The following is a 23,183-nucleotide window of genomic DNA, read 5'->3' as shown; positions in this document are numbered from 1 at the left end:
CGTTCCCCGGCCGTTCGGCTTCTGCGCCCCCTGCCGCAACCGCCCGCCGCGCACTAGATTCAGTTCATGGCGGACACCAAGCGCGAGATCGAGCGGAAGTACGAGTCCGACGAGAGCGGGCTGCCCGACCTCACCGGCGTCGCCGGGGTCGCGGCCGTCGTCGACAAGGGCGTCGCGCAACTGGACGCCGTCTACTACGACACCGCCGACGAACGCCTCGCCGCCGCCTCGATCACCCTGCGCCGCCGCACCGGCGGGTCCGACGCCGGCTGGCATCTGAAGTTCCCCGTCGCCCCGGGTGTGCGGGACGAGATCCAGGCGCCGCTGTCCGACACCCTCCCCCGTACGCTCGCCGGCCTGATCCGCTCCCGGGTGCGGGACGCGGAGCCGGCGCCCTTGGTCCGGCTGCGCTCCGACCGGGACGTACGGGATCTCGTGGACGCTGAGGGCCGGCTGCTCGCCGAGGTGAGCGTGGACTCCGTGCGCGCCGAGCGGCTGACCGGGGCCGGCGGCAGCGCCCAGTGGACCGAGATCGAGGTGGAGCTGGCCGACGGAGGTGACCCCGCCTTCCTCGACAAGGTGGACAAGCGGCTGCGCAAGGCGGGCGTACGGCCGTCCCCGGCGGCGTCGAAGCTCGCGCGGGCTCTGACGGAGACCGCCTCGAAGAAGGACAGGAAGAGGCGCGAGGGTCCGCCTCCCCAGGAGCCCGTGACGGCGGGCGACCACGTCCTCGCGTACGTCCGCGCACAACGGGACGCCATCGTCGAACTCGACCCCGCCGTCCGGCGGGACGTGTACGACTCGGTGCACCGGATGCGGGTCGCCACCCGCCGGATGCGCAGCGCCTTCCGCTCGTACGGGAAGGTCCTCGACCGGGCCGTCACCGACCCGATCGGTGAGGAGCTCAAGTGGCTGGCCGGCGAGCTGGGCGTGGACCGGGACCAGGAGGTGCTGACCGAGCGCCTGACCGCGTCCCTCGGCGAACTGCCCCGGCCGCTGGTCTCCGGCCCGGTCCGCACCCGGCTGCGCACCTGGGCGAACGCCAAGCGCGGCGGATCGCGCAGCCGCCTGATCGGGGTTCTGGACTCGGGGCGGTACATGGCCCTGCTCGACACCCTGGACGCCGTGGTCACCGAGCCGCCGCTGCTCGAAGCGGCCGGTGGCAAGCCCGCCAAGGTGATCGCCAAAACCGTACGGAAGGACTTCGGCACGCTGTCCGGACACGTCGCACGGGCACTGGAGCTGCCGCCCGGCCAGGACCGCGACGTCGCCGTGCACGAGGCCCGCAAGAAGGCCAAGCGCACCCGGTACTCGGCGGAGGCCGCCGCCCCGGCCCTCGGCGAGCCGGCCGCCGACCTGGTCAAGGCCATGAAGTTTCTGCAGGGCCTGCTCGGCGACCACCAGGACAGCGTGATGGTCCGCCGGACCCTGCGCGAGCTGTCCGCCGTGGCGCATGCGGCGGGCGAGAGCTCCTTCACGTACGGGGTGCTGTACGGGCGCGAGGAGCAGCGGGCGGCGGGGGTGGAGGCGGCGCTGCCCGCCGTGTGGCAGGGGATCTCGGACGGGGCGGAGGTCTGAGCGTGCGGGGAGCCGTCGCGGTCGCGTTAGGCTAGATGGTCACCCCTGTCATTCAGTCCTGTCAGTTCCGTCCAGCTCACGAAGGTTCGCGAGATGCCTGCCGAAGTCGCTGCGGCCGCAGAGTCTGTGTTTCCGCAGCTCGAAGCTCTGCTCCCGCATGTGCAGAAGCCGATCCAGTACGTCGGCGGAGAGCTCAACTCCACCGTCAAGCCGTGGGAGTCGTGCGACGTCCGCTGGGCGCTCATGTACCCGGACGCGTACGAGGTGGGCCTGCCCAACCAGGGCGTCATGATCCTCTACGAGGTACTGAACGAGCGGGAGGGCGTCCTCGCCGAGCGCACCTACAGCGTGTGGCCGGACCTGGAGGCGCTGATGCGGGAGCACGGCGTCCCGCAGTTCACCGTGGACAGCCACCGGCCGGTCAAGGCCTTCGACGTGTTCGGTCTCTCCTTCTCCACCGAGCTGGGCTACACGAACATGCTCACGGCTCTGGACCTCGCCGGCATCCCGCTGGAGTCCAAGGACCGCGGCCTCGACGACCCGATCGTCCTGGCCGGCGGCCACGCGGCCTTCAACCCCGAGCCGATCGCCGACTTCATCGACGCGGCGATCATCGGCGACGGCGAGCAGGCCGTTCTCGACATGACGAAGATCATCCGTGAGTGGAAGGCGGAGGGCCGGCCGGGCGGCCGTGAGGAGGTTCTCTTCCGCCTAGCGAAGACGGGCTCGGTGTACATCCCGGCGTTCTACGACGTCGAGTACCTCCCCGACGGCCGTATCGCCCGGGTAGTCCCCAACAGGTCGGGCGTCCCGTGGCGCGTGTCCAAGCACACCGTCATGGACCTGGACGAGTGGCCCTACCCCAAGCAGCCGCTGGTCCCGCTCGCCGAGACCGTCCACGAGCGGATGTCGGTCGAGATCTTCCGCGGCTGCACCCGCGGCTGCCGCTTCTGCCAGGCCGGCATGATCACCCGCCCGGTGCGCGAGCGGTCGATCACCGGCATCGGCGACATGGTCGAGAAGGGCCTGAAGGCGACCGGCTTCGAGGAGGTCGGCCTGCTGTCGCTGTCCTCCGCCGACCACAGCGAGATCGGCGACATCGCCAAGGGCCTGGCGGACCGGTACCAGGAAGACAAGATCGGCCTCTCGCTGCCGTCGACCCGCGTGGACGCCTTCAACGTGGACCTGGCCAACGAACTGACCCGCAACGGGCGGCGCTCGGGCCTGACGTTCGCGCCCGAGGGCGGCTCCGAGCGCATGCGCAAGGTCATCAACAAGATGGTCTCGGAGGAGGACCTGATCCGCACCGTCGCCACCGCCTACGGCAACGGCTGGCGCCAGGTCAAGCTGTACTTCATGTGCGGTCTGCCGACGGAGACCGACGACGACGTCCTCCAGATCGCCGACATGGCGACCCGTGTCATCCAGAAGGGCCGCGAGGTCTCCGGCTCGAACGACATCCGCTGCACGGTCTCCATCGGCGGCTTCGTCCCGAAGCCCCACACGCCCTTCCAGTGGGCGCCGCAGCTGTCGGCCGAGGAGACGGACGCCCGTCTGGAGAAGCTCCGCGACAAGATCCGCGGCGACAAGAAGTACGGCCGCTCCATCGGCTTCCGCTACCACGACGGCAAGCCCGGCATCGTCGAGGGCCTGCTGTCGCGCGGCGACCGCCGCATCGGCGCCGTGATCCGCGCCGTCTACGAGGACGGCGGCCGCTTCGACGGCTGGCGCGAGCACTTCTCCTACGACCGCTGGATGAGCTGCGCCGACAAGGCACTGGCCGGCTTCGGGGTCGACGTCGACTGGTACACGACGCGTGAGCGCACCTACGAGGAGGTCCTGCCCTGGGACCACCTCGACTCCGGCCTCGACAAGGACTGGCTCTGGGAGGACTGGCAGGACGCCCTCGACGAGACCGAGGTAGAGGACTGCCGCTGGACGCCGTGCTTCGACTGCGGGGTCTGCCCCGCGATGGACACCAGCATCCAGATCGGACCGACGGGCAAGAAGCTGCTGCCACTGACGGTGAAGCAGCCGGCGGGGAGCGGGAGCGGGCACACGCACTGATGTGCTGACGCGGCCGACTGAAGCCGTTGGAAGACCACTGAGCCCCCTTCTTGGCGGAGGGGGCTCAATGCGTCTTTCCTCAGTGCACCGTTGGGAGGCCGAACGGGGTAGCCCCGCGTGCGCAAGGGTGGGGCAGGTTTGAGCCTGGTTCCATGAGCATCCGTCCATGGGTCGTTGTCGAGGCACCGGACAGTCGTGGTCTTCGCCGGGTCACCGTTGGCAGCGAGCCGGCCGGTAGTGCCTGGTCGCTGCGTGAGCTGCGAAAAATACTCGGCCGCCTCGGTTACCCGGAGAACATGGATCTGGAGGATCCGGCATCCATATGCTGGCGCGGAGGTGGCAGCGGGACGTGGCCTGACCGAGCGTGGAGAAGGCGCGCGACCATCGTGTGCATGATGGCGGGACTGCTGGCGTCCATGGTGCTCAACGCGGTTATCGGATGGCCGGACGCCTCCGGGGCGCCTACCTTTGCGCAACGGATGACCGGGGCACTTTTCGTTCTGTCAGGTGTGGTGCAGGGTGCTGCCGCGGTCATGGTGCTCGACTACTGGGGAAGACGGCAGTTCAAGATCTCCGGAGCGGTCGTCCTGCTCGGGGTCCTCATTTCACTGGCCACGGCCAGCCTCCTTCTGTTCATGTGGCTCGAAGAAAAGGAATACACGCCCTATCTGCTGGTGTTCATGCCCCTCTGGTGCTGGTCTCTGTGGGCGGTCCTCCTTCTTGTTCGAGAGAAATCATGGAAGGGAGTCCCGCAACCCAAGACATTTGCGGCCGGTGTGGTCGCCACCGTACTGCTGACTGCCGTCAGCCTGGCATATTCGACCATGTACCAACCCGCGGCAGCCCCCATGCACTTCACTTTGCGGGCGAAATTCGGGACGTCGCGGCCGGACCGCGGACTGCCGTTTGTTCACGTCCCGCTGACGCTTTACATGAAGAACACCGGCGGGATTCCTGTCTACATCATCAATGACATTTACACGGTCCGCGGCCGAGCTGCTGCGTATTCTAGATTCCCCAAGGACACGGATTTGTTGACGAAGTGGAGAGAGAGTGCGGGCGAGCGGGGCGATCCGGTGGGGGAGGCGGAACTCTATGTCGACGACCTCACGTACACCACAATAAGTAGCGGGCATTTCTACGGTCCCGGCAAGTGGCTGGAAGTCGGGCAAGAATACGCTCTGGAGCGCGTCTTCCAGCTCCCTGAAGACGCCAGGTACGACATTGTGGGCGTCGACGTGCAGGTTGCATACATGAGGAAGGACCGAGGGAAGCTGGATGAGAAGGAGTTCGGCGCTACTCACTATTCGTGGCACAAAAACGAAGCACGATACTGCCCATGGAGGTTGTGCGGGTCGCGGCTCATGTATCACGGGAGGGTGCGGCACAACAACAATCTCATCAATGTGACGCGTAAACCCCGCTATGTAACGGCGATCTGGTCGCCGGGGGGCCCGATGGTATCCTCCATTTCATCCGTCCCTTTCACCGGGGCGCCGGGTTCCTACTCGGAGGAGAGGAGGGAATTGGACAGGTACGGAGCTGCCATCGTTCACGCTGATTCAGAGGTGTCCGTCGCGGAATTGCTGTCTACCCTTCGGACAACGTGAGCCAGGTCCCCGCTGTGATCCCGTCCTGGTCCAGGTAAACGGCTGTCTGCGCGCAATAGAGGGCCGGATCTCCGAGCGTTGCGTTCAGTTGGCTCCCCGGTAGGACTTCGGCGAGCCCTGTGATGAGGGCTGCGACTTCGAAGGCGGCGTGGGTGTGTTCGTCGTTCTGCAGCTGGGCGAGGACGTCGAGCGAGTCGTTTTCCTCGTTCTTGGCCTTCCAGAAGTCCTTGACCCCTTCGCTGTCCCAGCTCGGGGGGATCCGATCTTTCAGCCCCTCGGTGAGAAGACGATCCGGGACGGCCTCGAATATGGCGTTGGTGCACACTTCGGCCGCCTTGCCGAGGGGGTCGTCCGGCGGATCCTGCGCCGAGGCGGCTTCCTCCTGCTCATCCTTCATCCGGGCGGTCCGGTCCCTCATTTCCTCCCGGGCTTCGGCCCGGTCCGCCGACGACCTCCTGGGGTCGCTTGCCTGCCGCGCCAGCCGACTGACCTGCCGTGTGGCATCCGCGAGCCGGTCCTGGCGCTCCAGAGGTATGTTCGAGTGGAGGAGCCAGCTCATCGAGGAGCTCGCCCACATCGCCGTGCGGCCGATGTCCGTCGCGCCCTGGCTGTTCTCCAGGGCGTAGTTCACGTCCTCCACGATTGCTGTCAGCGGTCCCCGCTTCTTCTGCGGCGTATCGGGGTCTGCGATCATCTCAAGGGCCGATGTCGTCCTCTTCACCACCATGAGGAGCCTCGACCGGTCCTCGGGCGGCACGCTCTGCTCGTGGCCCACCTCCAGGGTCGAGGTCACCTGCTTCACGAGCGCGGTCAACTGTTCCCGCAGCCTGTGGGGCGTGCTCTCGTCGCCGATGACTGCCAGCGTCGAGGCGAGGTCACTCCCGCTTTCGATGACCTCCTGCCTGTCCTGCGGTGACGTCTGCGGGTCTTCGACCTCCCGTAGCGCGGTGGTCAGTTTCTCCACGGCCGACGTGAGCTCTTGAGGTACTTCTTCCTGCTCCTCGTTCAGACGGGTCGTTACGTCTTCAATCGCTTGCGTCTGTTGCGCCTGCTGGTCCGTGTCACCGGTACCTGACGACTGATCAGTGTTCGACGTGCTGCTCGAATTCGTCGTATCGGTCGGTGCGGACCCGGTAGGCGTGGGCGTGGGCGTCGATGACACAGTCGGCGTCGACGAGGGAGGCGGCGTAGGCGTGGACGACGGAGGCGGTGTCGTCTGAGCGGGTGCGTCGGGCCCGCTCGCGCTGAGGGTCTGAGGCGCTGCCACAGCACTCGTCAGACCCGTCGGGAACAGAAGTGCCGCAGCCAGGAGGGATGCGTCGACCCTGTGGGAGGCGTACCGCCGGGTGGTTCTGGCCATGCTGGTTCCAGATGCGCTGTGCGGTGTGCTGCTTCATCCGTTCGCGGACCAGGCCCGATAAATCCACTCTCAACCCGGTCGGTGCATCCCGCAATGCGAACACCTCGCCTCGGGCCCGGTGTTGTCGCCGGACCGTCCGTACGCGGCCCTGCGCACGCACCCCGGGCTCATAGTGATCAAGGCCGGTGTGCGGGGAATTCGAGGACGGGCGGGGAACGGCAGGGCGAGATGGGATCCGGACGGGCGGCTGTGGCGTCTACGTCGGTATGGATCTCCAGAAGCCGCCGCAGCAGCGCCAGGAGCCCGAGGGGTGCCTCGTGGTCGCGATCCGCATACCCGTGCGGATCGTGGCGCTCGTGCTGGTCGTGCCGGTGCGGATGGTGTGGGACGCGCTCGTCGTCGCGGGGCGGTTCCTGAACGACACGGTGTTGCGGCCGGTGGGGCGCGCTCTGTCGTGGGTCGGGCATGCGCTGTTCGTGTGGCCCTGGGTGGCCCTGTGGCGGTACGTCGTCGTGCCCGTGGCAAAGGGGTTCGGGTGGCTCGGGTACGTGCTCGTCGTCGTGCCGGCCGTGTGGTTCCACCGGCAGGTGCTGACGCCACTCGGAAACGCCCTCGTGTGGGTGGGGCGTGGGGTCTGGGCCGGGTTGGTGTGGGTGGGGCGTGGGGTCTGGGCCGGGTTGGTGTGGGTGGGGCGTGGGGTCTGGGCCGGGTTGGTGTGGGTCGGGCGCGGGATCGGGGCCGGGCTGGCCTGGGTGTACGCGCGCGTGCTCGCTCCGGTCGGGCGTGCCGTCCTGTGGGTCCTGAGGGGGTTCGGCGCGGTGATCGCCTTGGCCGGCATCGGCGTGTACACCGCCGTGGCCTGGCTGGTGCGGTATCTCGTCGTCGTACCTGCCATGTGGGTGTACGCATGGATCCTCACGCCCCTCGGCCGCGCCGTCGTGTGGTGCGCCGGGGGAATCGCGTGGGCGGCGCGCATGTCGGTCACGGGCATCGGCCTGGTTCTGTACTGGACCGCCCGCCTGCTGGTCGTGCTGCCGGCCCTCGCCCTGTGGCGATGGGTACTGGCGCCCGTCGGCCGCGTTCTGCTCGTCGTCGGGCGGGAGATCGGCGAGGCCCTAGGGCACGCCTGGCGGATCGCGGGGCACATCTCGCTCGCCGTCGGGCGGTTCCTCGCCACCGTCTTCCGGTGGGTGTTCGTGGAGCCGGTGCGCTGGGTGTACCGCGGCGTGCTGACGCCGGTGGGGCATGCCGTACGGGACGTGGTCCTGCGTCCTGCCGCAGAGGCCGCCCGCAGTGTCGGGCGGGCCACACGGCAGGCGCTCGCCTCCGCCCGCGAGTCCGTCCGCCAGGCCCGCGCCGACTTCCGGCGGATGCTCTTCGGGGAGTCGCGGCAGCCGGAGGCCGTGGACCGGCGGGAACCGGCGGCCCGTGACACACGTACTCTAGGTAGCAGTACGACGGCTCTCACGAAGGACTGAACGACACTGGGCAAGCGACAGCCCGTAGGCCCGCCGCCCGCACCCGCGGTGCAGCGCATCCGACTGCGCTACACCAAGCGCGGCCGCCTCCGGTTCACCAGCCACCGTGACTTCCAGCGCGCCTTCGAGCGTGCGCTGCGCCGTGCCGAGGTGCCGATGGCGTACTCGGCGGGGTTCACGCCGCATCCGAAGGTGTCGTACGCCAATGCCGCACCCACCGGCACGGGCAGTGAGGCCGAGTACCTGGAGATCGCGCTCACCGATGCGCGCGATCCCGAGCAGCTCAGGATCCTCCTCGACGAGTCGCTGCCCGCAGGGCTCGACGTCGTCGAGGCGGTCGAGGCCCGGACCTCGGGGCTCGCCGACCGGCTCACGGCTTCCGTGTGGGAGCTGCGGCTGGACGGCGTCGACCCGGCCGACGCCGAACGCGCGGCCGCGGCCTTCCGTTCCGCCGGGACCGTCGAGGTCCAGCGCATGACCAAGAACGGCATGCGTACCTTCGACGCCCGCCCGGCGGTCGCGCACCTTGAAACGCTGGGCGCGCAGGCTGATAGGCCGACCGACCAGCCCTGTGCGATACTGCGGCTGGTTGTTCGGCACGTGACGCCTGCCGTACGACCCGACGACGTCCTGTCCGGTCTCCGCGCCGTGGCCGACCTGGCGCCGCCGGTCCCCGCAGCGGTGACCAGGCTGGCGCAGGGGCTGTTCGATGAAGAGACCGGTGTGGTGACCGACCCGCTCGCGCCCGACCGCGAGGCAGCAGCGACCGAGGAATCCCCGGCCGCCGCGACTGCCGCCGCGAAGGCGTCGGCGTAAGGAAGGTTCCGCTCAGGGACGGACGTCGTAGCGCCGCCCTCGTACTCGGGAGCCACCTGGGTCGGGCAGCGCACCGACCACAAGACTTTCGCCAGGCCGTACGCATTCGGCGTACGGAACCGGCGAGACAGGACACAGAAAGCTCCCGTGCGGCGCCCGCGCCCCGGACGGCGGCACCGCGCACCGCGCGAGCCGCGGACGTCACCGGCATCGCCGGACCAGGCGCGGCGCCCGGGAGCCTGACGGGAGAAACGCCCGCATGCTCGAGCCGATCGAACCCACTGAGGGTTCCGAATTGAACACCCCCAGCGACACCCTGCCGCCGCGTCGTCGGCGCCGTGCCGCTTCCCGCCCGGCGGGTCCGCCCGTCGGCGCCTCCGACACCCCTGCGGAGACCACCGCTCCAGCCATACCGGCCGCGGAGTCCGGCGACCTCGCTGCGGACGCGAGTGACGAGAGCACCGAGAGCGCCGGGACGGCAGCAGCAGTGACAGCGGAAGCCGAAGCCGCCGCCGAGCCCGTCACCGAGGAGGCTGCGCCTGCCGTTCGTACGCGTCGGCGTGCGACCCGCCGCGTGTCCGCGCCTGCCACCGCCCCTGCCGCCGCCGAGGCGGCGGAGACCGTGGTGCCGGCCGAGGCGCCCGCCGAGCCTGCCGTTGTTGCCGAGGAGGCTGCGCCTGCCGGTCGTACGCGTCGGCGTGCGACCCGGCGCGCGACGGCGCCCGCGGCGTCGCCTGCTGCCGCCGAGGCGGCGGAGGCCGTGGAGACCGCGGAGACCGTAGAGGTGGTCGAGGCCGGGGCCGTCGAGGCCGGGGCCGTGGTGCCTGCCGAGCCTGCCGTTGTTGCCGAGGAGGCTGCGCCTGCCGGTCGTACGCGTCGGCGTGCCACCCGGCGCGCGACGGCGCCCGTCGGCGCGCCCGAGGCCGCCGCGGCCCCCGTGGAGCCGCCGGCCGCGGAGGCCGCCGTAGAGCCGAAGACCGCCGAGGCCGCAGAGGCCGTAGAGCCGAAGGCCGCTGAGGAAGCGGCTGAGGAGGCCGCTCCGCGGCGTGCGCGGCGTCGGGCCGTCCGGCAGGCCGCCGGTGGTTTCGCCGCGCCCGCTCAGTCCGCAGCCGAGGAGTCGGCCGAGGCTCCGCGCCGGCCGGCGCGGCCCGCGGTCGCCGTCTTCCAGGCGCCCGTCTTCACCGAGCCGATGTTCCAGACGCCGGAGCGGGCCGCAGCTGCCGCTGCCGCCCAGGCGGCCGGGACCGAAGAGCCCGTTGAGGTCGTTGAGGCCCCGGAGGCAGTCGAGGAGGAGACCGGCTCGCGCCGCCGCCGCCGTCGCCGGGGCGCCGGGGGCGAGGACGCCGAGGCCCGCGCCGCCGAGACCGTCGTCGTGGAGGAGCCGGCCGAGTCCGAGGAGTCGGACGACGACTCCGCCGAGGCCGACGAGGCCGACGAGACCGAGGAGACCGGTTCGCGGCGCCGTCGCCGTCGTGGTGGCCGCCGCCGTCGCCGGGGCGAGTCCGCCGGTGACTACGACTCGGAGGAGTCCGACGAGCTCGCCGACGAGCAGGCCGAACAGGACGCCGAGGACACCGCCGAGCAGGTCGAGGAAGACCAGGAGGAGGCCGCGGACGCCGCGGACGAGGACCGTGACGACCAGGGCGGTTCGGGCTCCAGCAGCAGTCGTCGCCGTCGTCGCCGTCGCCGCCGTTCCGGTGACTCCGGCACGGAGGCCGAGCCGTCGTCGGACGACCCCGAGCGCACCGTCGTCAAGGTCCGCGAGCCCCGCAAGCCCGCCGAGCCGTCCGACGAGGTGCAGTCCATCAAGGGCTCGACGCGTCTCGAGGCCAAGAAGCAGCGCCGCCGCGAGGGGCGTGAGCAGGGGCGCCGCCGGGTTCCGATCATCACCGAGGCCGAGTTCCTGGCCCGGCGCGAGGCCGTCGAGCGTGTGATGGTCGTGCGTCAGCACGGCGACCGTACGCAGATCGGTGTCCTCGAGGACAACATCCTCGTGGAGCACTACGTCAACAAGGAGCAGTCGACCTCGTACGTCGGCAACGTCTACCTGGGCAAGGTCCAGAACGTGCTGCCGTCCATGGAGGCCGCCTTCATCGACATCGGCAAGGGACGCAACGCCGTCCTGTACGCCGGTGAGGTCAACTTCGAGGCGCTCGGCATGGCCAACGGGCCGCGGCGCATCGAGAGCGCGCTGAAGTCCGGGCAGTCCGTGCTCGTGCAGGTGACGAAGGACCCGATCGGGCACAAGGGCGCGCGGCTCACCAGCCAGGTGTCCCTGCCCGGCCGCTACCTCGTGTACGTGCCCGAGGGCTCGATGACCGGTATCAGCCGCAAGCTGCCCGACACCGAGCGGGCGCGGCTGAAGACCATCCTCAAGAAGATCGTCCCCGAGGACGCGGGCGTCATCGTGCGCACCGCCGCCGAGGGTGCCAGCGAGGACGAGCTGCGCCGGGACGTCGAGCGCCTGCAGGCGCAGTGGGAGGACATCCAGAAGAAGTCCAAGAGCGGCAACGCGCCGACGCTGCTCTACGGCGAGCCGGACATGACCGTCCGGGTTGTGCGGGACATCTTCAACGAGGACTTCTCCAAGGTCGTCGTCAGCGGCGGCGAGGCGTGGGAGACCATCCACGGCTATGTCTCGCACGTCGCGCCGGACCTGGCCGAACGGCTGTCGAAGTGGACCTCCGAGGTCGACGTCTTCGCCACCTACCGGATCGACGAGCAGCTCGCCAAGGCGCTGGACCGCAAGGTGTGGCTGCCCAGCGGCGGTTCGCTGGTGATCGACCGGACCGAGGCGATGGTCGTCGTCGACGTCAACACCGGCAAGTTCACCGGGCAGGGCGGCAACCTTGAGGAGACGGTCACCAGGAACAACCTGGAGGCGGCCGAGGAGATCGTGCGCCAGCTGCGGCTGCGCGACCTCGGCGGCATCATCGTGATCGACTTCATCGACATGGTTCTGGAGTCCAACCGGGACCTGGTGTTGCGCCGCCTCCTCGAGTGCCTGGGCCGCGACCGTACGAAGCACCAGGTGGCCGAGGTGACCTCGCTCGGGCTCGTGCAGATGACCCGTAAGCGGGTCGGGCAGGGGCTGCTGGAGTCCTTCTCCGAGACCTGTGTCCACTGCAACGGACGCGGTGTCATCGTGCACATGGAGCAGCCGGCCTCCGCCGGGGGCGGCGGCAAGCGCAAGAAGCGCGGCCGCGGTGGTGACGGGCATGTGCACGAGCACGAGGCCGCGGTGGCCGTCGAGGTCCCGGAGCTCCCCGAGGAGACCGAGGTCGAGGTCGCTGCCGAGGCCGCCGAGCCCGTCGCGCTGCCCGCGCCCGACTTCGCGCCGGACGAGGAGCTGTACAGCAGCGTCGCCGAGGCGGAGGCCGCGGCCGGCCGCGGCCGTACGCGGCGCCGGGCGAGCCGGCGGGCGTCGGCTCCGGCCGGCGCGCCGAGGCGCGAGGAGACGCCGACCGCTCAGGACGTCACGATCGAGCAGGAGGCCGCGCGTGCGGTGATGCCGGAGTCGGCCGCCGAGGCGCTCGCGGAGCCGGTCGCCGCCGAGGATCCGGTGGTCGAGGCCCCGGTCGCCGGGGCTCCGGCCGCCGAGGAGGCCGCCCCCAAGGGACGTACGCGCCGTCGCGCGACCCGCAAGGTGTCCGCGCCCGCCGGTTCGCCGGCCGGGGCGGAGGCCGCCGTGGTGACGGTCGCCGAGGCCGCGCCGCAGGTGGCCGAGGAGGCTCCGGCTCCGGCCGGGCAGCCCGAGCCGGTGGCCGAGGTGCCCGCCGAGAGCGCCGCCCCGGCCCGTCCGCGCCGCCGTGCCGTCCGCAAGGCCACCGCGCCCACCGCGCCCGTGGAGACGGCCGTCGTGGTCGTCCCGTCGGCCACGGAGGCGCAGCCCGCCGGGCAGGCCGTGGAGGAGGCCGCCGAGGACGCGGCTCCGGCCAAGAAGACGGCCGCCCGCAAGACGGCGAAGAAGGCCACGGCGAAGAAGGCCGCCACCAAGAAGACGGCGGTGGCCAAGAAGACGGCCGCGAAGAAGACGGCCGCGAAGAAGGCGACGGCCAAGAAGGCGGCGAAGTCGACGTCGAAGACGACGGCGGCGGCGCAGCAGACGGCACCGTCGGTGTCGGCCTCGACGGAGGACTGACCCGGCCTCCTGCCCCCGAGGGGCTCGGTTTGACCCCTCGGGAGCAGGACCGTAGTCTTGACCGTCGGCGTGCCATAGCGCGCCACATCCCCGTAAACCTCATCCTCCAGGGCACAGGGTGCTCCGGAGAGGCCGTCCGCGTGCCGGGCGGCTGGACTGCGGGGGTGCCGTTCCCGAGCGAGAGAGTGAGATCCGCGTGTACGCCATCGTGCGCAGCGGTGGTCGCCAGCACAAGGTTGCTGTCGGCGACATCGTTGAGGTTGACAAGATTTCCACTGCCAAGGTTGGCGACACGGTCGAGCTCTCGACCCTGCTCGTTGTCGACGGCGACGCTGTGACCAGCGACCCGTGGGTGCTGGCCGGCATCAAGGTCCAGGCCGAGGTCGTGGACCACCACAAGGGCCAGAAGATCGACATTCTGCGCTACAAGAACAAGACCGGCTACCGCCGTCGCCAGGGTCACCGTCAGCAGTACACGGCGATCAAGGTCACGTCCATCCCGACGGCCGCGAAGTAAAGAGGGACTGAGCAATGGCACACAAGAAGGGCGCATCGTCCACCCGGAACGGTCGCGACTCGAACGCCCAGCGGCTCGGCGTGAAGCGCTTCGGCGGTCAGGTCGTCAGCGCGGGTGAGATCCTGGTCCGCCAGCGCGGCACCCACTTCCACCCCGGCGCGGGCGTCGGCCGTGGCGGCGACGACACGCTGTTCGCCCTGCAGGCCGGTTCGGTGCAGTTCGGCACCCACCGTGGCCGCAAGGTCGTGAACATCGTTCCGGTCGCCTGACCGGAAGCTTTCGCGAGGCGGACCTCACTTCCCGTTCGGGAAGCGGGTCCGCCTTTCGCGTGTTGACCAAGAGACATTCCTGTACGTAACTGGAGGCACATCCCATGACCACCTTCGTGGACCGCGTCGAGCTGCACGTCGCCGCGGGTAACGGAGGTCACGGCTGTGCCTCCGTCCACCGCGAGAAGTTCAAGCCGCTCGGCGGCCCGGACGGCGGCAACGGCGGCCGCGGCGGGGATGTCACCCTCACCGTCGACCAGTCCGTCACGACCCTCCTCGACTACCACCACTCCCCGCACCGCAAGGCCACGAACGGCAAGCCGGGGGAGGGCGGCAACCGCTCCGGCAAGGACGGCCAGGACCTCGTCCTTCCCGTGCCGGACGGCACCGTCGTCCTCGACAAGGCGGGCAACGTGCTCGCCGACCTGGTGGGGCACGGGACGTCGTACGTCGCCGCGCAGGGCGGCCGTGGCGGCCTCGGCAACGCGGCGCTTGCGTCCGCGCGGCGCAAGGCGCCCGGGTTCGCGCTGCTCGGGGAGCCGGGGGATCTCCAGGAAATCGTCCTGGAGCTGAAGACGGTCGCCGACGTGGCGCTGGTCGGTTACCCGAGCGCGGGCAAGTCGTCGCTGATCTCGGTGCTGAGCGCCGCGAAGCCGAAGATCGCCGACTATCCCTTCACGACGCTCGTGCCGAACCTGGGCGTGGTGACCGCCGGCTCGACCGTGTACACCATCGCCGACGTGCCGGGGCTGATCCCGGGCGCCAGCCAGGGCAAGGGCCTCGGCCTGGAGTTCCTGCGGCATGTGGAGCGCTGCAGCGTCCTCGTGCACGTCCTGGACACGGCCACCCTGGAGTCCGACCGCGACCCGGTCTCCGACCTGGACATCATCGAGGCGGAGCTGAAGGAGTACGGCGGCCTCGGCGACCGTCCGCGGATCGTCGTCCTCAACAAGATCGACGTACCGGACGGCAAGGACCTCGCCGAGATGGTGCGGCCGGATCTGGAGGCGCGCGGCTACCGCGTCTTCGAGGTGTCGGCCGTGGCCCACCTCGGGCTGAGGGAGTTGTCGTTCGCGCTGGCCGACCTGGTCGCGAAGGCGCGGGCCGCCAAGCCGAAGGAGGAGGCGACGCGGATCGTCATCCGGCCCAAGGCCGTCGACGACGCGGGCTTCACCGTGACGCGCGAGGACGAGGGCCTGTTCCGGGTGCGCGGCGAGAAGCCGGAGCGCTGGGTGCGGCAGACCGACTTCAACAACGACGAGGCCGTGGGATATCTCGCGGACCGGCTCAACCGCCTCGGCGTGGAGGAGGAGTTGATGAAGGCGGGTGCCCGCGCCGGGGACGGCGTCGCCATCGGCCCCGAGGACAACGCGGTCGTCTTCGACTGGGAGCCGACCGTGATGGCCGGCGCGGAGATGCTGGGCCGCCGTGGCGAGGACCACCGCTTCGAGGAACCGCGGCCCGCCGCCCAGCGGCGCCGGGACCGGCAGGCCGAACGGGACGAGGCGACGCAGGAGTTCGACGACTTCGAGCCGTTCTAGAGCGGTATCCGGGAGTTTAGGCGGTGGGAGTGCCAGGGCACGCCCACCGCTTCTGTGTCAACTCCAGGAAAAGTCCCGGCGCGCTGCAGGGCAACCATGTGTTGATCCGGCGAGTCGTACTGGGCAGCACGGGGGTGATCTTGGAGCACCTCTGTGGCCAACTGCCCTACATATTCCCGGAGTTGACGTGTCCGATCCCCGCTCGCGCAGAATGCGGCGTACCGTCGTGGTCGCGCTCGCCCTGCTTGCCGCCACCGCCACCGCGCTGCCGGCGGCCCATGCCGGGCCCGCTGCCGCCGGCACCACCGCCGACGCGACGAAGGTGCGGCAGGACTTCAACGGGGACGGGTACGAGGATCTGGCGGTCGCCGCCCCGTACGCGACCGTGAACGGCAAGGCCAGAGCGGGGTACGTCGCCGTGCTGTACGGGTCCGCGGACGGGCTCCGCCCCACGGTCAGGAAGGTGTACTCGCAGGCGTCATCCGGAGTCCCCGGTACTCCGGAGGGCGGAGACCACTTCGGGACCCGACTCGCCGCCGCCGACCTGGACGGGGACGGATACACCGACCTGCTGGTCGAGGCCGACAGGGAGTACTGGCAGCAGGGCGGCATCGACCGGGAGGGCAACCGGACCGTGCTGTGGGGCGGCCGCTCCGGCTTCGCCTCGGGGAAGGTCCTGCCGGCCGTCGGCGACGGCAGGTACCAGGGCGGTGTGTCCGTCACCGGCGACTTCGACGGCGACGGACACCAGGACCTGGTCCAGCCCGGCCGCGCGGAGTTCGGGCCGTTCGGGCGGGACGGCCTGCCCGCCTCGGTCCAGGACGACGCCGAACTCACCGACGGCGACCTGGCGATAGGGAACATGACGGCCGGTGACGTGGACGGCGACGGCAGCACCGACCTCGTCACGCTGTCCTACGACCGGGACGACGAGGGCAACTACTTCGGCTTCCTGAACTACGTCCGTGGCAGCGGCGACGGCCTGCTGCCGCCCACCGTGCTGAAGGACGCGCAGGGCCACGCTGTCGACCCGCAGGACTCCACACTGGCGCTCGGCGACCTCGACGCCGACCACCGGGCCGACCTCGTCCTCGGCCGCAACTCGCTCACCGTCTTCGCCGGCACCGCCAACGGCCCGGCGACCACCACCGCACCCCGGGTGATCACCCAGGACACGTCCGGCGTGCCCGGCGCCCAGGAAGACGAGGACGCCTTCGGCCGTGCGCTCTCCGTCGGGGACGTCGACGGCGACGGATACGGGGACATCCTGGCGGGTATCCCGGGCGAGAGCATCGCCGAGATGGGCTTCAGGGGCAATGCCGTGGGCTCCTTCGCCGTCGTGCCCGGCGGCGCGCACGGACCGACCGGCGCCGGCACCAAGGTCTTCAGCCAGAACAGCGCGGACGTTCCCGGCACCGCCGAGAAGGGTGACGCGTTCGGCCGTTCCCTCCACCTCGTCGACGGCAACGGGGACGGCCGGTCGGAACCCGTCGTGGCCTCGTACGCGGAGAACGACATGGCCGGTGCCGTGTGGGTGTTCCGCGCCACCGCCTCCGGGGTCACGGCCAAGGGCTCCTACTCCTTCGGCGCCGGCGCCCTCGGCACGGTCGCCCGCGAGGGCTGGCTCGGCTTCGCGTTCCCCACGTGACCTCCCCCTTTTTCCCGCCGGTGCGCACGCTCGGCATGGTCGCCAAGGACGGCTGCCTGCCTGATCGTCATGAACACGAACGCCCGGGTTCGGTGACCGGACGGTCCCGTCCCGGACGCGGCTCGCCCCCGACCCGCTGAACGGCGGCTGGCTGGTGTGGCCTTGGTGCCGGCGCCACTGGTTGCCGGGCCCGGAGCGCGTCACCGTCGTCGTGGTCGCCGACCGCGACCGGGAGGGTCGTCCTGCGGCCCGTACCGGACACGGCGAACCGTTCCCTCACCCTCGCCGAGACCGAAATGCTGCGGGATCTTAACAGGTTATTCCGTGACAATGGGCTTCCGGACGAGCTGTATTCCATGCTCGTCCGCAACGGCGCCGTCATGCATATGAAGAACGCGTGCAGCCCGTCCCCGCCGGGCGTGAAGATCCGTACTCCTCGGTGGGCGGTGGGGGCGCCGCCGCCGAGATCGACTGGGAGATGGCCGGCCGGATCGGCCGAATGGGTGTACGCGGCACAGGAGACCCGGCTGCCCAGGCGTTGTACGGTGCTCTGGCCGCGGCTGCCTCGGCCCCCGTCCGGCACAGGTCGGCCGCCACAGCGTGTACCGGCAGCGGGCTCGCCGACGCCGGCGTCACCCGGCTCAATGGCGAACGCCTGTGGAGTTACTCACAGCAATTCCACGGGGAGCTGAACGGAAGGTCTCCCTAATCACCAGGAGTACAAGGTGAATGACAGGTTGCGTGCACATATGCAGTGGAGGGCGCTCACCTTGCACTGCAGTAACCCGGAGTGGGACCATTTCCACGTTCCCTGTCGTCCCGAGGTAGGTCACCTGTGTCACAGCGCATAGACAAGCCCCGTACCACCGCAGTGATCCTGGCCGGTGGCACCGGCCAGCGCGTGGGTCTGTCGATCCCCAAGCAGTTGCTGAAGATCGCCGGCAAGGCGGTCATCGAGCACACCCTGACCACCTTCGAGAAGGCCGACTCGATCGACGACATCATCGTGCTGATGGCGCCGGGTTACGTGCCCGACATCGAGAAGATCGTCGCCAAGGCCGGGTTCCAGAAGGTCAAGAAGATCATCGAAGGCGGCTCGACCCGTAACGAGACCACCGAACGCGCCATTTCCGCGCTCGGTGAGGGCCTGGCCGAGGGCGAGGACCTCAACGTCCTCTTCCACGACGCCGTGCGCCCCCTGCTGTCGCAGCGCGTCATCGACGACTGCGTCACGGCCCTGGAGCGCTTCCAGGCCGTCGACGTCGCCATACCGTCGGCGGACACCATCATCGTGACCCGAACGCACGGCGAGGACGGCGAGTTCATCACGGAGATCCCGGACCGCTCCCGACTGCGCCGCGGCCAGACGCCCCAGGCCTTCAAACTGTCCACCATCCGCCGGGCCTACGAGGTCGCGGCCGGTGACCCCAACTTCCAGGCCACGGACGACTGCTCCGTCGTGCTCAAGTACCTGCCGGACGTGCCGATCCATGTCGTCGCCGGCGACGAGTACAACATGAAGGTCACCCAGCCGGTCGACGTCTTCATCGCCGACAAGCTGTTCCAGCTCGCCTCCACCGCCGCGCCCGAGCAGAAGGGCGAGGAGGCCTACCGCGAACTCCTCACCGGCAAGACGGTCGTGGTCTTCGGCGGGTCGTACGGCATCGGCAAGGACATCTGCGACCTCGCGGAGTCCTACGGCGCGAAGGTGTACGCCCTGGGCCGCTCCACCACCGGCACGCACGTCGAGAACCCGGAGGAGGTCGACGACGCGCTGTCCAAGGCGTACGGCGAGACCGGGCGCGTCGACTACGTCGTCAACACCGCGGGCGTGCTGCGCATCGGCAAGCTGGCCGAGACGGACAACGCGACCATCGAGGAAGCACTGAAAGTCAACTACCTGGCCCCGGTGCAGATCGCCCGCTCCTCCTACAAATACCTCGCCGAGACCAAGGGCCAGCTGCTGCTGTACACCTCCAGCAGCTACACCCGGGGCCGTGCCGAGTACAGCCTCTACTCCTCCACCAAGGCCGCGATGGTGAACCTCACCCAGGCCCTGTCCGACGAGTGGGCCGGTGACGGCATCCGGGTGAACTGCATCAACCCGGAGCGCACCGCCACGCCGATGCGTACCAAGGCCTTCGGGCAGGAGCCGGCGGGCACCCTGCTGTCCTCCGAGGCCGTGGCCCTGACCTCGCTCGACGTGCTGTTGTCCGAGCTGACCGGGCATGTCATCGACGTCCGCCAGCAGGACCCGACGGCCTCCGCCGGGCAGGCTTCCGGCTTCGAGCAGGCGCTTGCCAGCGTTCTGGACCGCCAGGACGGCGTGGCATAATCAACCGCAAATAGTCGTCTGTCATTCAGGCCTCTGTGGCTGCCCCTCACGGCGCATTCGCAGGGGCCTGAGTCCGTAAATTTACCGGAGTCTTCACAATTCGCTTTCCGGACTTTTTCGGCATTTACAACCGGCACCCCTCCCAGAGCAGGTTCTCCGTGATAACCACCGCTATTCGCGTCGCCCGGGTGGGCAGCGCGGCCGAGCTGGCCGCGGCGGTCCTCATGATGCTGGGCTTCCCCTGCCTCATGCTGGCCGCGCTCGTCCCCAGCGTTCCCGCCTTCGCGGCCGCGACCGCCGTGACGTACCTGGCGGACCACTTCCTGCACCGCAGGAACAGCTACCTGATCAACCGTCTGAGCAAGGTGCGGGCCGGTCTGTCGATCCGCTTCCTGATCAGGCAGCTCCTCCTGATCCTGTTGCTGGCCCGCCTCGGCCTCTCGGACGACCTGGTCTTCTACGGCGCGATCGCCTGCTTCATCGCCTTCTACGGCCTCCAGGCCCCGCACGGCGCGCTGGTCACCCTGATCCGCAACCGCCGCCGGATGCCGGTCGCCACCCGCAACGTCGACCTGTCCGCGCGCATCCGCATCCCGGACGCACCGCCGAGGCGCCTGCTGAACCGTTCCGCGGAGAAGATGCTCCACCTCGACCTCGCGGCCGTCGTCGGCATGCTCGTCTCCGCGGCCATCGACGTGCCCGCGGCCGGTTTCATCGGCATCGGCCTCACGCTGTTCCTCGGCTGCCTGTACGTCGCCGTCCTGGTGCCGTACGTCCGGGGCAGGCAGATCCCGCCGAACGACGAGGCCGTCCTGGCCGCCGTCGACGGCTGGCTGGGCGAGTACCGGCCGGAGACGGTGCTCTACTTCTCCGGCTCCAAGGACTCCGCGTACCAGGTCAACATGTGGCTGGAGACGATGGAGCAGCTGACGAGCCGGCCGCTGATCATCCTTCGCGAGCGCGTCATACTGCAGAACCTGGCGCCCACCACCGTCCCCGTCATCTGCGTGCCCGGAGGGGTGCACCTGATGAACATGGACCTGTCCACGGTGCGCGTCGCGCTCTACGCGGCGAACGTCGGCAAGAACATCCACATGCTGCGGGTGCCGACCATGAAGCACGTCTTCATCGGCCACGGCGACAGCGACAAGCTCGCCAGCGTCAACCCGTTCAGCAAGGTGTACGACGAGGTGTGGACCGCGGGCCGGGCCGGCCGCGACCGCTACGCCATCGCCGACGTCGGCGTCCGCGACGACGACATCGTGGAGGTCGGCCGCCCGCAGCTGGCGCCCATCCAGACCTCGCAGAGCGCGCCGGACGACCGCGTGCCGACGGTCCTCTACGCCCCCACCTGGGAGGGCTGGGACGGCCAGCCGGGGAACACCTCGATCCTGCTCGCCGGCGAGAACATCGTGAAGAAGCTGGTGAAGGCCGACCCGCCGGTCCGCGTCCTCTACAAGCCGCACCCCTTCACCGGCACCGTCAGCGCCGCGGCCGGGGCCGCGCACCGGCGGATCACCGCCCTGATCGAGAAGGCCGCCGCCGAGCGCGCCGCCGACCCGCGCTTCACCACCGACGCGGCCGCCCAGGCGCAGGCCAGGACGGAGCTCGCCCGCATCCAGGCCCGGATCGCCGAGCTGTCCGGCGGCGGTGACGAGAAGGGCGACGAGGCCGTGGCCAGCCGCGACGGTCTGGTCGACGTGAAGAAGCACGAGGAGGTCGCCCGGCTGCGCACCGAGTGGAACGACGCCTACTGGCGTTCCTTCGGCAGCTGGGAGCACCGGGTCATCACGGGCGCCGAGCCGCGCCTGTACGACTGCTTCAACGTCTCCGACGCGATGGTCTCCGACATCTCCAGCGTGGTCTCCGACTTCATCGCGAGCGGCAAGCCGTACGCGGTCACCGACTCCGCGGAGCTCGGCGTGGAGGAGTTCAGGCGGCAGAACACCGCGGTGCGCGCCGCGGTGATCCTGTCCAACAGCGCGGCCGAACTGGGCGCGCTGCTCGCGGCCGTCCGCGACCCGGGCGCCGACCCGCTGGCCGAGGACCGCAAGGAGCTGAAGCAGTACCTGCTCGGCCCCGACGAGCCCACCTCCATCGACCAGTTCAACACGGCTGTGGGCAACCTCGCGATCAAGGCCGAGACGCGCAACGTCGGCCAGGAGGCACGGATCGCGGCCGCCGACGTCGAGGAGGCGGAGGAGCTGGCCGACGCGATGCCCGTGCCGCGCGCCTCCGCCCCCGGCGACCCGGACGGAGCAGCCGCGGGCTGACCGCGCGGTCCCTTGTGACAGGGCCCGGTTTTCGAGGAGTGATCCTCGAAAACCGGGCCCTGCGTACGTATCTCCAGGTGTCCGTCGTGTTGGCCCGCCCGCGCGTGACCTGAGTCACCAAAGGATGCCGTCCGGGCAACCGGTTTCTCTGCGCACCCGTCTTCCAGGCAGGCAACGAGCCGATACGGGGGGAAATATTCCGTGACGAGGGGAGCGTGATCGTGCCGGAGCCTGATGTGACCGTGGTCATCGGGGCGTACGAAGCGATGCCGTATCTGGTCGAGTGCCTGGCATCCGTGGAGGCGCAGACCCTCGACCCGGCGCGTATCGAGGTCATCGCGGTCGACGACGGATCGACGGACGGCACGGGGGAGTACCTGGAGGAGTTCGCCGGCCGCGCGCCCATGCCCGTCACGGTCATCAGGCAGGAGAACTCGGGCGGCCCCAGCGGCCCGCGCAACGTCGGGCTCGGCAAGGCCGCCGGCCGCTACGTCTTCTTCCTCGACGCCGACGACCGGCTCGGCCCCGAGGCCCTGGAGCGGATGGTCGTCATGGCCGACCGCAACGGCACGGACGTGGTCCTCGGCAGGGTCGAGGGAGTCAACCGCAAGCCGCCGCAGTCGATGTGGGGCCGGACGCTGGACCGTACCGACGTCTTCTCCTCAAACATCAAGTTCACCCTGAGCGCGCAGAAGCTCTTCCGCCGCGCACTCCTCGAACGTCACGGCATGCGCTTCGACGAGTCACTGTGGACCGGTGAGGACGCCCTGTTCACGATGGAGGCCTACCTTCGGGCCGACGGCGTCTCCGTGCTCGCCGACCACACCTGCTACTACCTGGTGGGCCGCGAGGACGGCAAGCACGTCACGAAGAGCGGGAGTTACACCCTGCGCTTCGACTCCGCGCGGGCCCTGATGCGGCTGATAGCCGAGATGGTCCCCGCGGGCCCGAGGCGCGACACGCTCATGGTGCGCCCCTTCCTCGTCACCCTGCTGCCGCAGTTCGGCCCCAAGTACCTCAAGGACGGAGAGAAGGTCCGGCGCAACAAGTTCGACCTGGCAAGGCCGCTGATGCAGGCGTACTGGAGCGACGGGATCGCCCGCCGCCTCAAGGTCCACGAGCGGCTGCGGCTCCACTTGGTCGCCGCCGGGCGGCCCGAACTCCTCAAGGATGTCCTTGAGTTCATGCGGTCCAAGAAGGCGCCCGAAGCCGTCCTGGAGAGGTGGGGCCGCCGCGTCTACCTCGCCTACCCGCACTTCCGTGACGAGGCGGCGGGCATCCCCGACGCCGTCTACCTCGCCGAGCCCCGCGAGGCCCGGGCCTTCCCGGGCTACCGGGAAGACCGCGTCGACGCACTGCTGCGCCGGGTGGCGCGCACGGGGCACGGCGGGTGATGACCTCGCGTGACGCCGGGTCCGGGGGGCGGGCCGCGGCGGCCTGACCTCCCGGCCCGTCCGGACGTCACCCCGTGGCCGGGACGGGTCCTCGGCGTGGACGTGATGCCCTTGCAGGCGTTCGTGCTGTCGGAGGCTCCGGGGGCGGACGACGGT

General features: G+C 70.0%; 14 protein-coding genes and 1 pseudogene. 13 read left to right on the top strand and 2 right to left on the bottom strand.

Features of this window, described 5'->3' with window-relative positions:
- Nucleotides 1-66 precede the first annotated feature (66 nt).
- From ACZ562_RS13680 to ACZ562_RS13670, 3 genes are all read left to right on the top strand, one after another.
- A complete protein-coding gene (locus ACZ562_RS13680; protein WP_471177600.1) occupies nt 67-1,578 on the top strand; it encodes a CYTH and CHAD domain-containing protein in 1,512 nt (503 codons plus the stop codon).
- A 93-nt stretch (nt 1,579-1,671) separates the two neighbouring features.
- Nucleotides 1,672-3,645 carry a TIGR03960 family B12-binding radical SAM protein gene (locus tag ACZ562_RS13675; protein WP_471177598.1) on the top strand — a complete coding sequence of 658 codons (1,974 nt, stop codon included), beginning with the start codon at nt 1,672-1,674 and terminating at the stop codon, nt 3,643-3,645.
- A gap of 152 nt (nt 3,646-3,797) precedes the next feature.
- Nucleotides 3,798-5,255: a hypothetical protein gene (locus tag ACZ562_RS13670; protein WP_471177595.1), complete on the top strand. Its 1,458-nt coding sequence runs from the start codon at nt 3,798-3,800 to the stop codon at nt 5,253-5,255.
- Here ACZ562_RS13670 and ACZ562_RS13665 read toward each other — a convergent pair.
- Nucleotides 5,236-6,219: a hypothetical protein gene (locus ACZ562_RS13665; protein WP_471177592.1), complete on the bottom strand. Its 984-nt coding sequence runs from the start codon at nt 6,217-6,219 to the stop codon at nt 5,236-5,238. The two genes, ACZ562_RS13670 and ACZ562_RS13665, sit on opposite strands and share 20 nt — an antisense overlap.
- A gap of 118 nt (nt 6,220-6,337) precedes the next feature.
- Nucleotides 6,338-6,652 carry a hypothetical protein gene (locus ACZ562_RS13660; protein ID WP_471177590.1) on the bottom strand — a complete coding sequence of 105 codons (315 nt, stop codon included), beginning with the start codon at nt 6,650-6,652 and terminating at the stop codon, nt 6,338-6,340.
- A 229-nt stretch (nt 6,653-6,881) separates the two neighbouring features.
- Here ACZ562_RS13660 and ACZ562_RS13655 point away from each other — a divergent pair, with 229 nt between their 5' ends.
- The 10 genes and pseudogenes from ACZ562_RS13655 (at nt 6,882) to ACZ562_RS13610 (ending at nt 23,074) form a co-directional block, all read left to right on the top strand.
- Nucleotides 6,882-8,093, top strand: coding sequence for a hypothetical protein (locus ACZ562_RS13655; RefSeq protein ID WP_471177588.1), 1,212 nt, complete (start codon nt 6,882-6,884; stop codon nt 8,091-8,093).
- A 48-nt stretch (nt 8,094-8,141) separates the two neighbouring features.
- Nucleotides 8,142-8,909 carry a TIGR03936 family radical SAM-associated protein gene (locus ACZ562_RS13650; protein WP_471177585.1) on the top strand — a complete coding sequence of 256 codons (768 nt, stop codon included), beginning with the start codon at nt 8,142-8,144 and terminating at the stop codon, nt 8,907-8,909.
- 259 nt (nt 8,910-9,168) lie between these two features.
- Nucleotides 9,169-13,050: an Rne/Rng family ribonuclease gene (locus ACZ562_RS13645; protein WP_471177583.1), complete on the top strand. Its 3,882-nt coding sequence runs from the start codon at nt 9,169-9,171 to the stop codon at nt 13,048-13,050.
- A gap of 196 nt (nt 13,051-13,246) precedes the next feature.
- Complete coding sequence (gene rplU / locus ACZ562_RS13640; protein WP_009188585.1) at nt 13,247-13,567, top strand: 50S ribosomal protein L21; 321 nt, start codon at nt 13,247-13,249, stop codon at nt 13,565-13,567.
- 14 nt (nt 13,568-13,581) lie between these two features.
- Nucleotides 13,582-13,836 (top strand): 50S ribosomal protein L27, encoded by a 255-nt coding sequence (rpmA, locus tag ACZ562_RS13635; protein WP_014672692.1) that lies wholly within the window; start codon nt 13,582-13,584, stop codon nt 13,834-13,836.
- Nucleotides 13,837-13,940: 104 nt separating this feature from the next.
- On the top strand, nt 13,941-15,377 hold the full coding sequence (gene obgE, locus ACZ562_RS13630; protein WP_471177579.1) for a GTPase ObgE: 1,437 nt from the start codon (nt 13,941-13,943) through the stop codon (nt 15,375-15,377).
- A gap of 187 nt (nt 15,378-15,564) precedes the next feature.
- Nucleotides 15,565-17,025: an FG-GAP repeat domain-containing protein gene (locus ACZ562_RS13625; RefSeq protein WP_471177576.1), complete on the top strand. Its 1,461-nt coding sequence runs from the start codon at nt 15,565-15,567 to the stop codon at nt 17,023-17,025.
- 835 nt (nt 17,026-17,860) lie between these two features.
- Nucleotides 17,861-19,360, top strand: a complete 1,500-nt coding sequence (locus tag ACZ562_RS13620; RefSeq protein ID WP_471177573.1) for a D-ribitol-5-phosphate cytidylyltransferase — start codon at nt 17,861-17,863, stop codon at nt 19,358-19,360.
- A 158-nt stretch (nt 19,361-19,518) separates the two neighbouring features.
- Nucleotides 19,519-21,633: a hypothetical protein gene (locus ACZ562_RS13615; protein ID WP_471177571.1), complete on the top strand. Its 2,115-nt coding sequence runs from the start codon at nt 19,519-19,521 to the stop codon at nt 21,631-21,633.
- A 215-nt stretch (nt 21,634-21,848) separates the two neighbouring features.
- A pseudogene (locus tag ACZ562_RS13610) lies at nt 21,849-23,074 on the top strand (glycosyltransferase family 2 protein).
- Nucleotides 23,075-23,183: the final 109 nt, after the last annotated feature.

This window comes from Streptomyces sp. NPDC040410, assembly GCF_055595715.1.
This window is presented reverse-complemented; position numbering and strand designations above follow the sequence as displayed.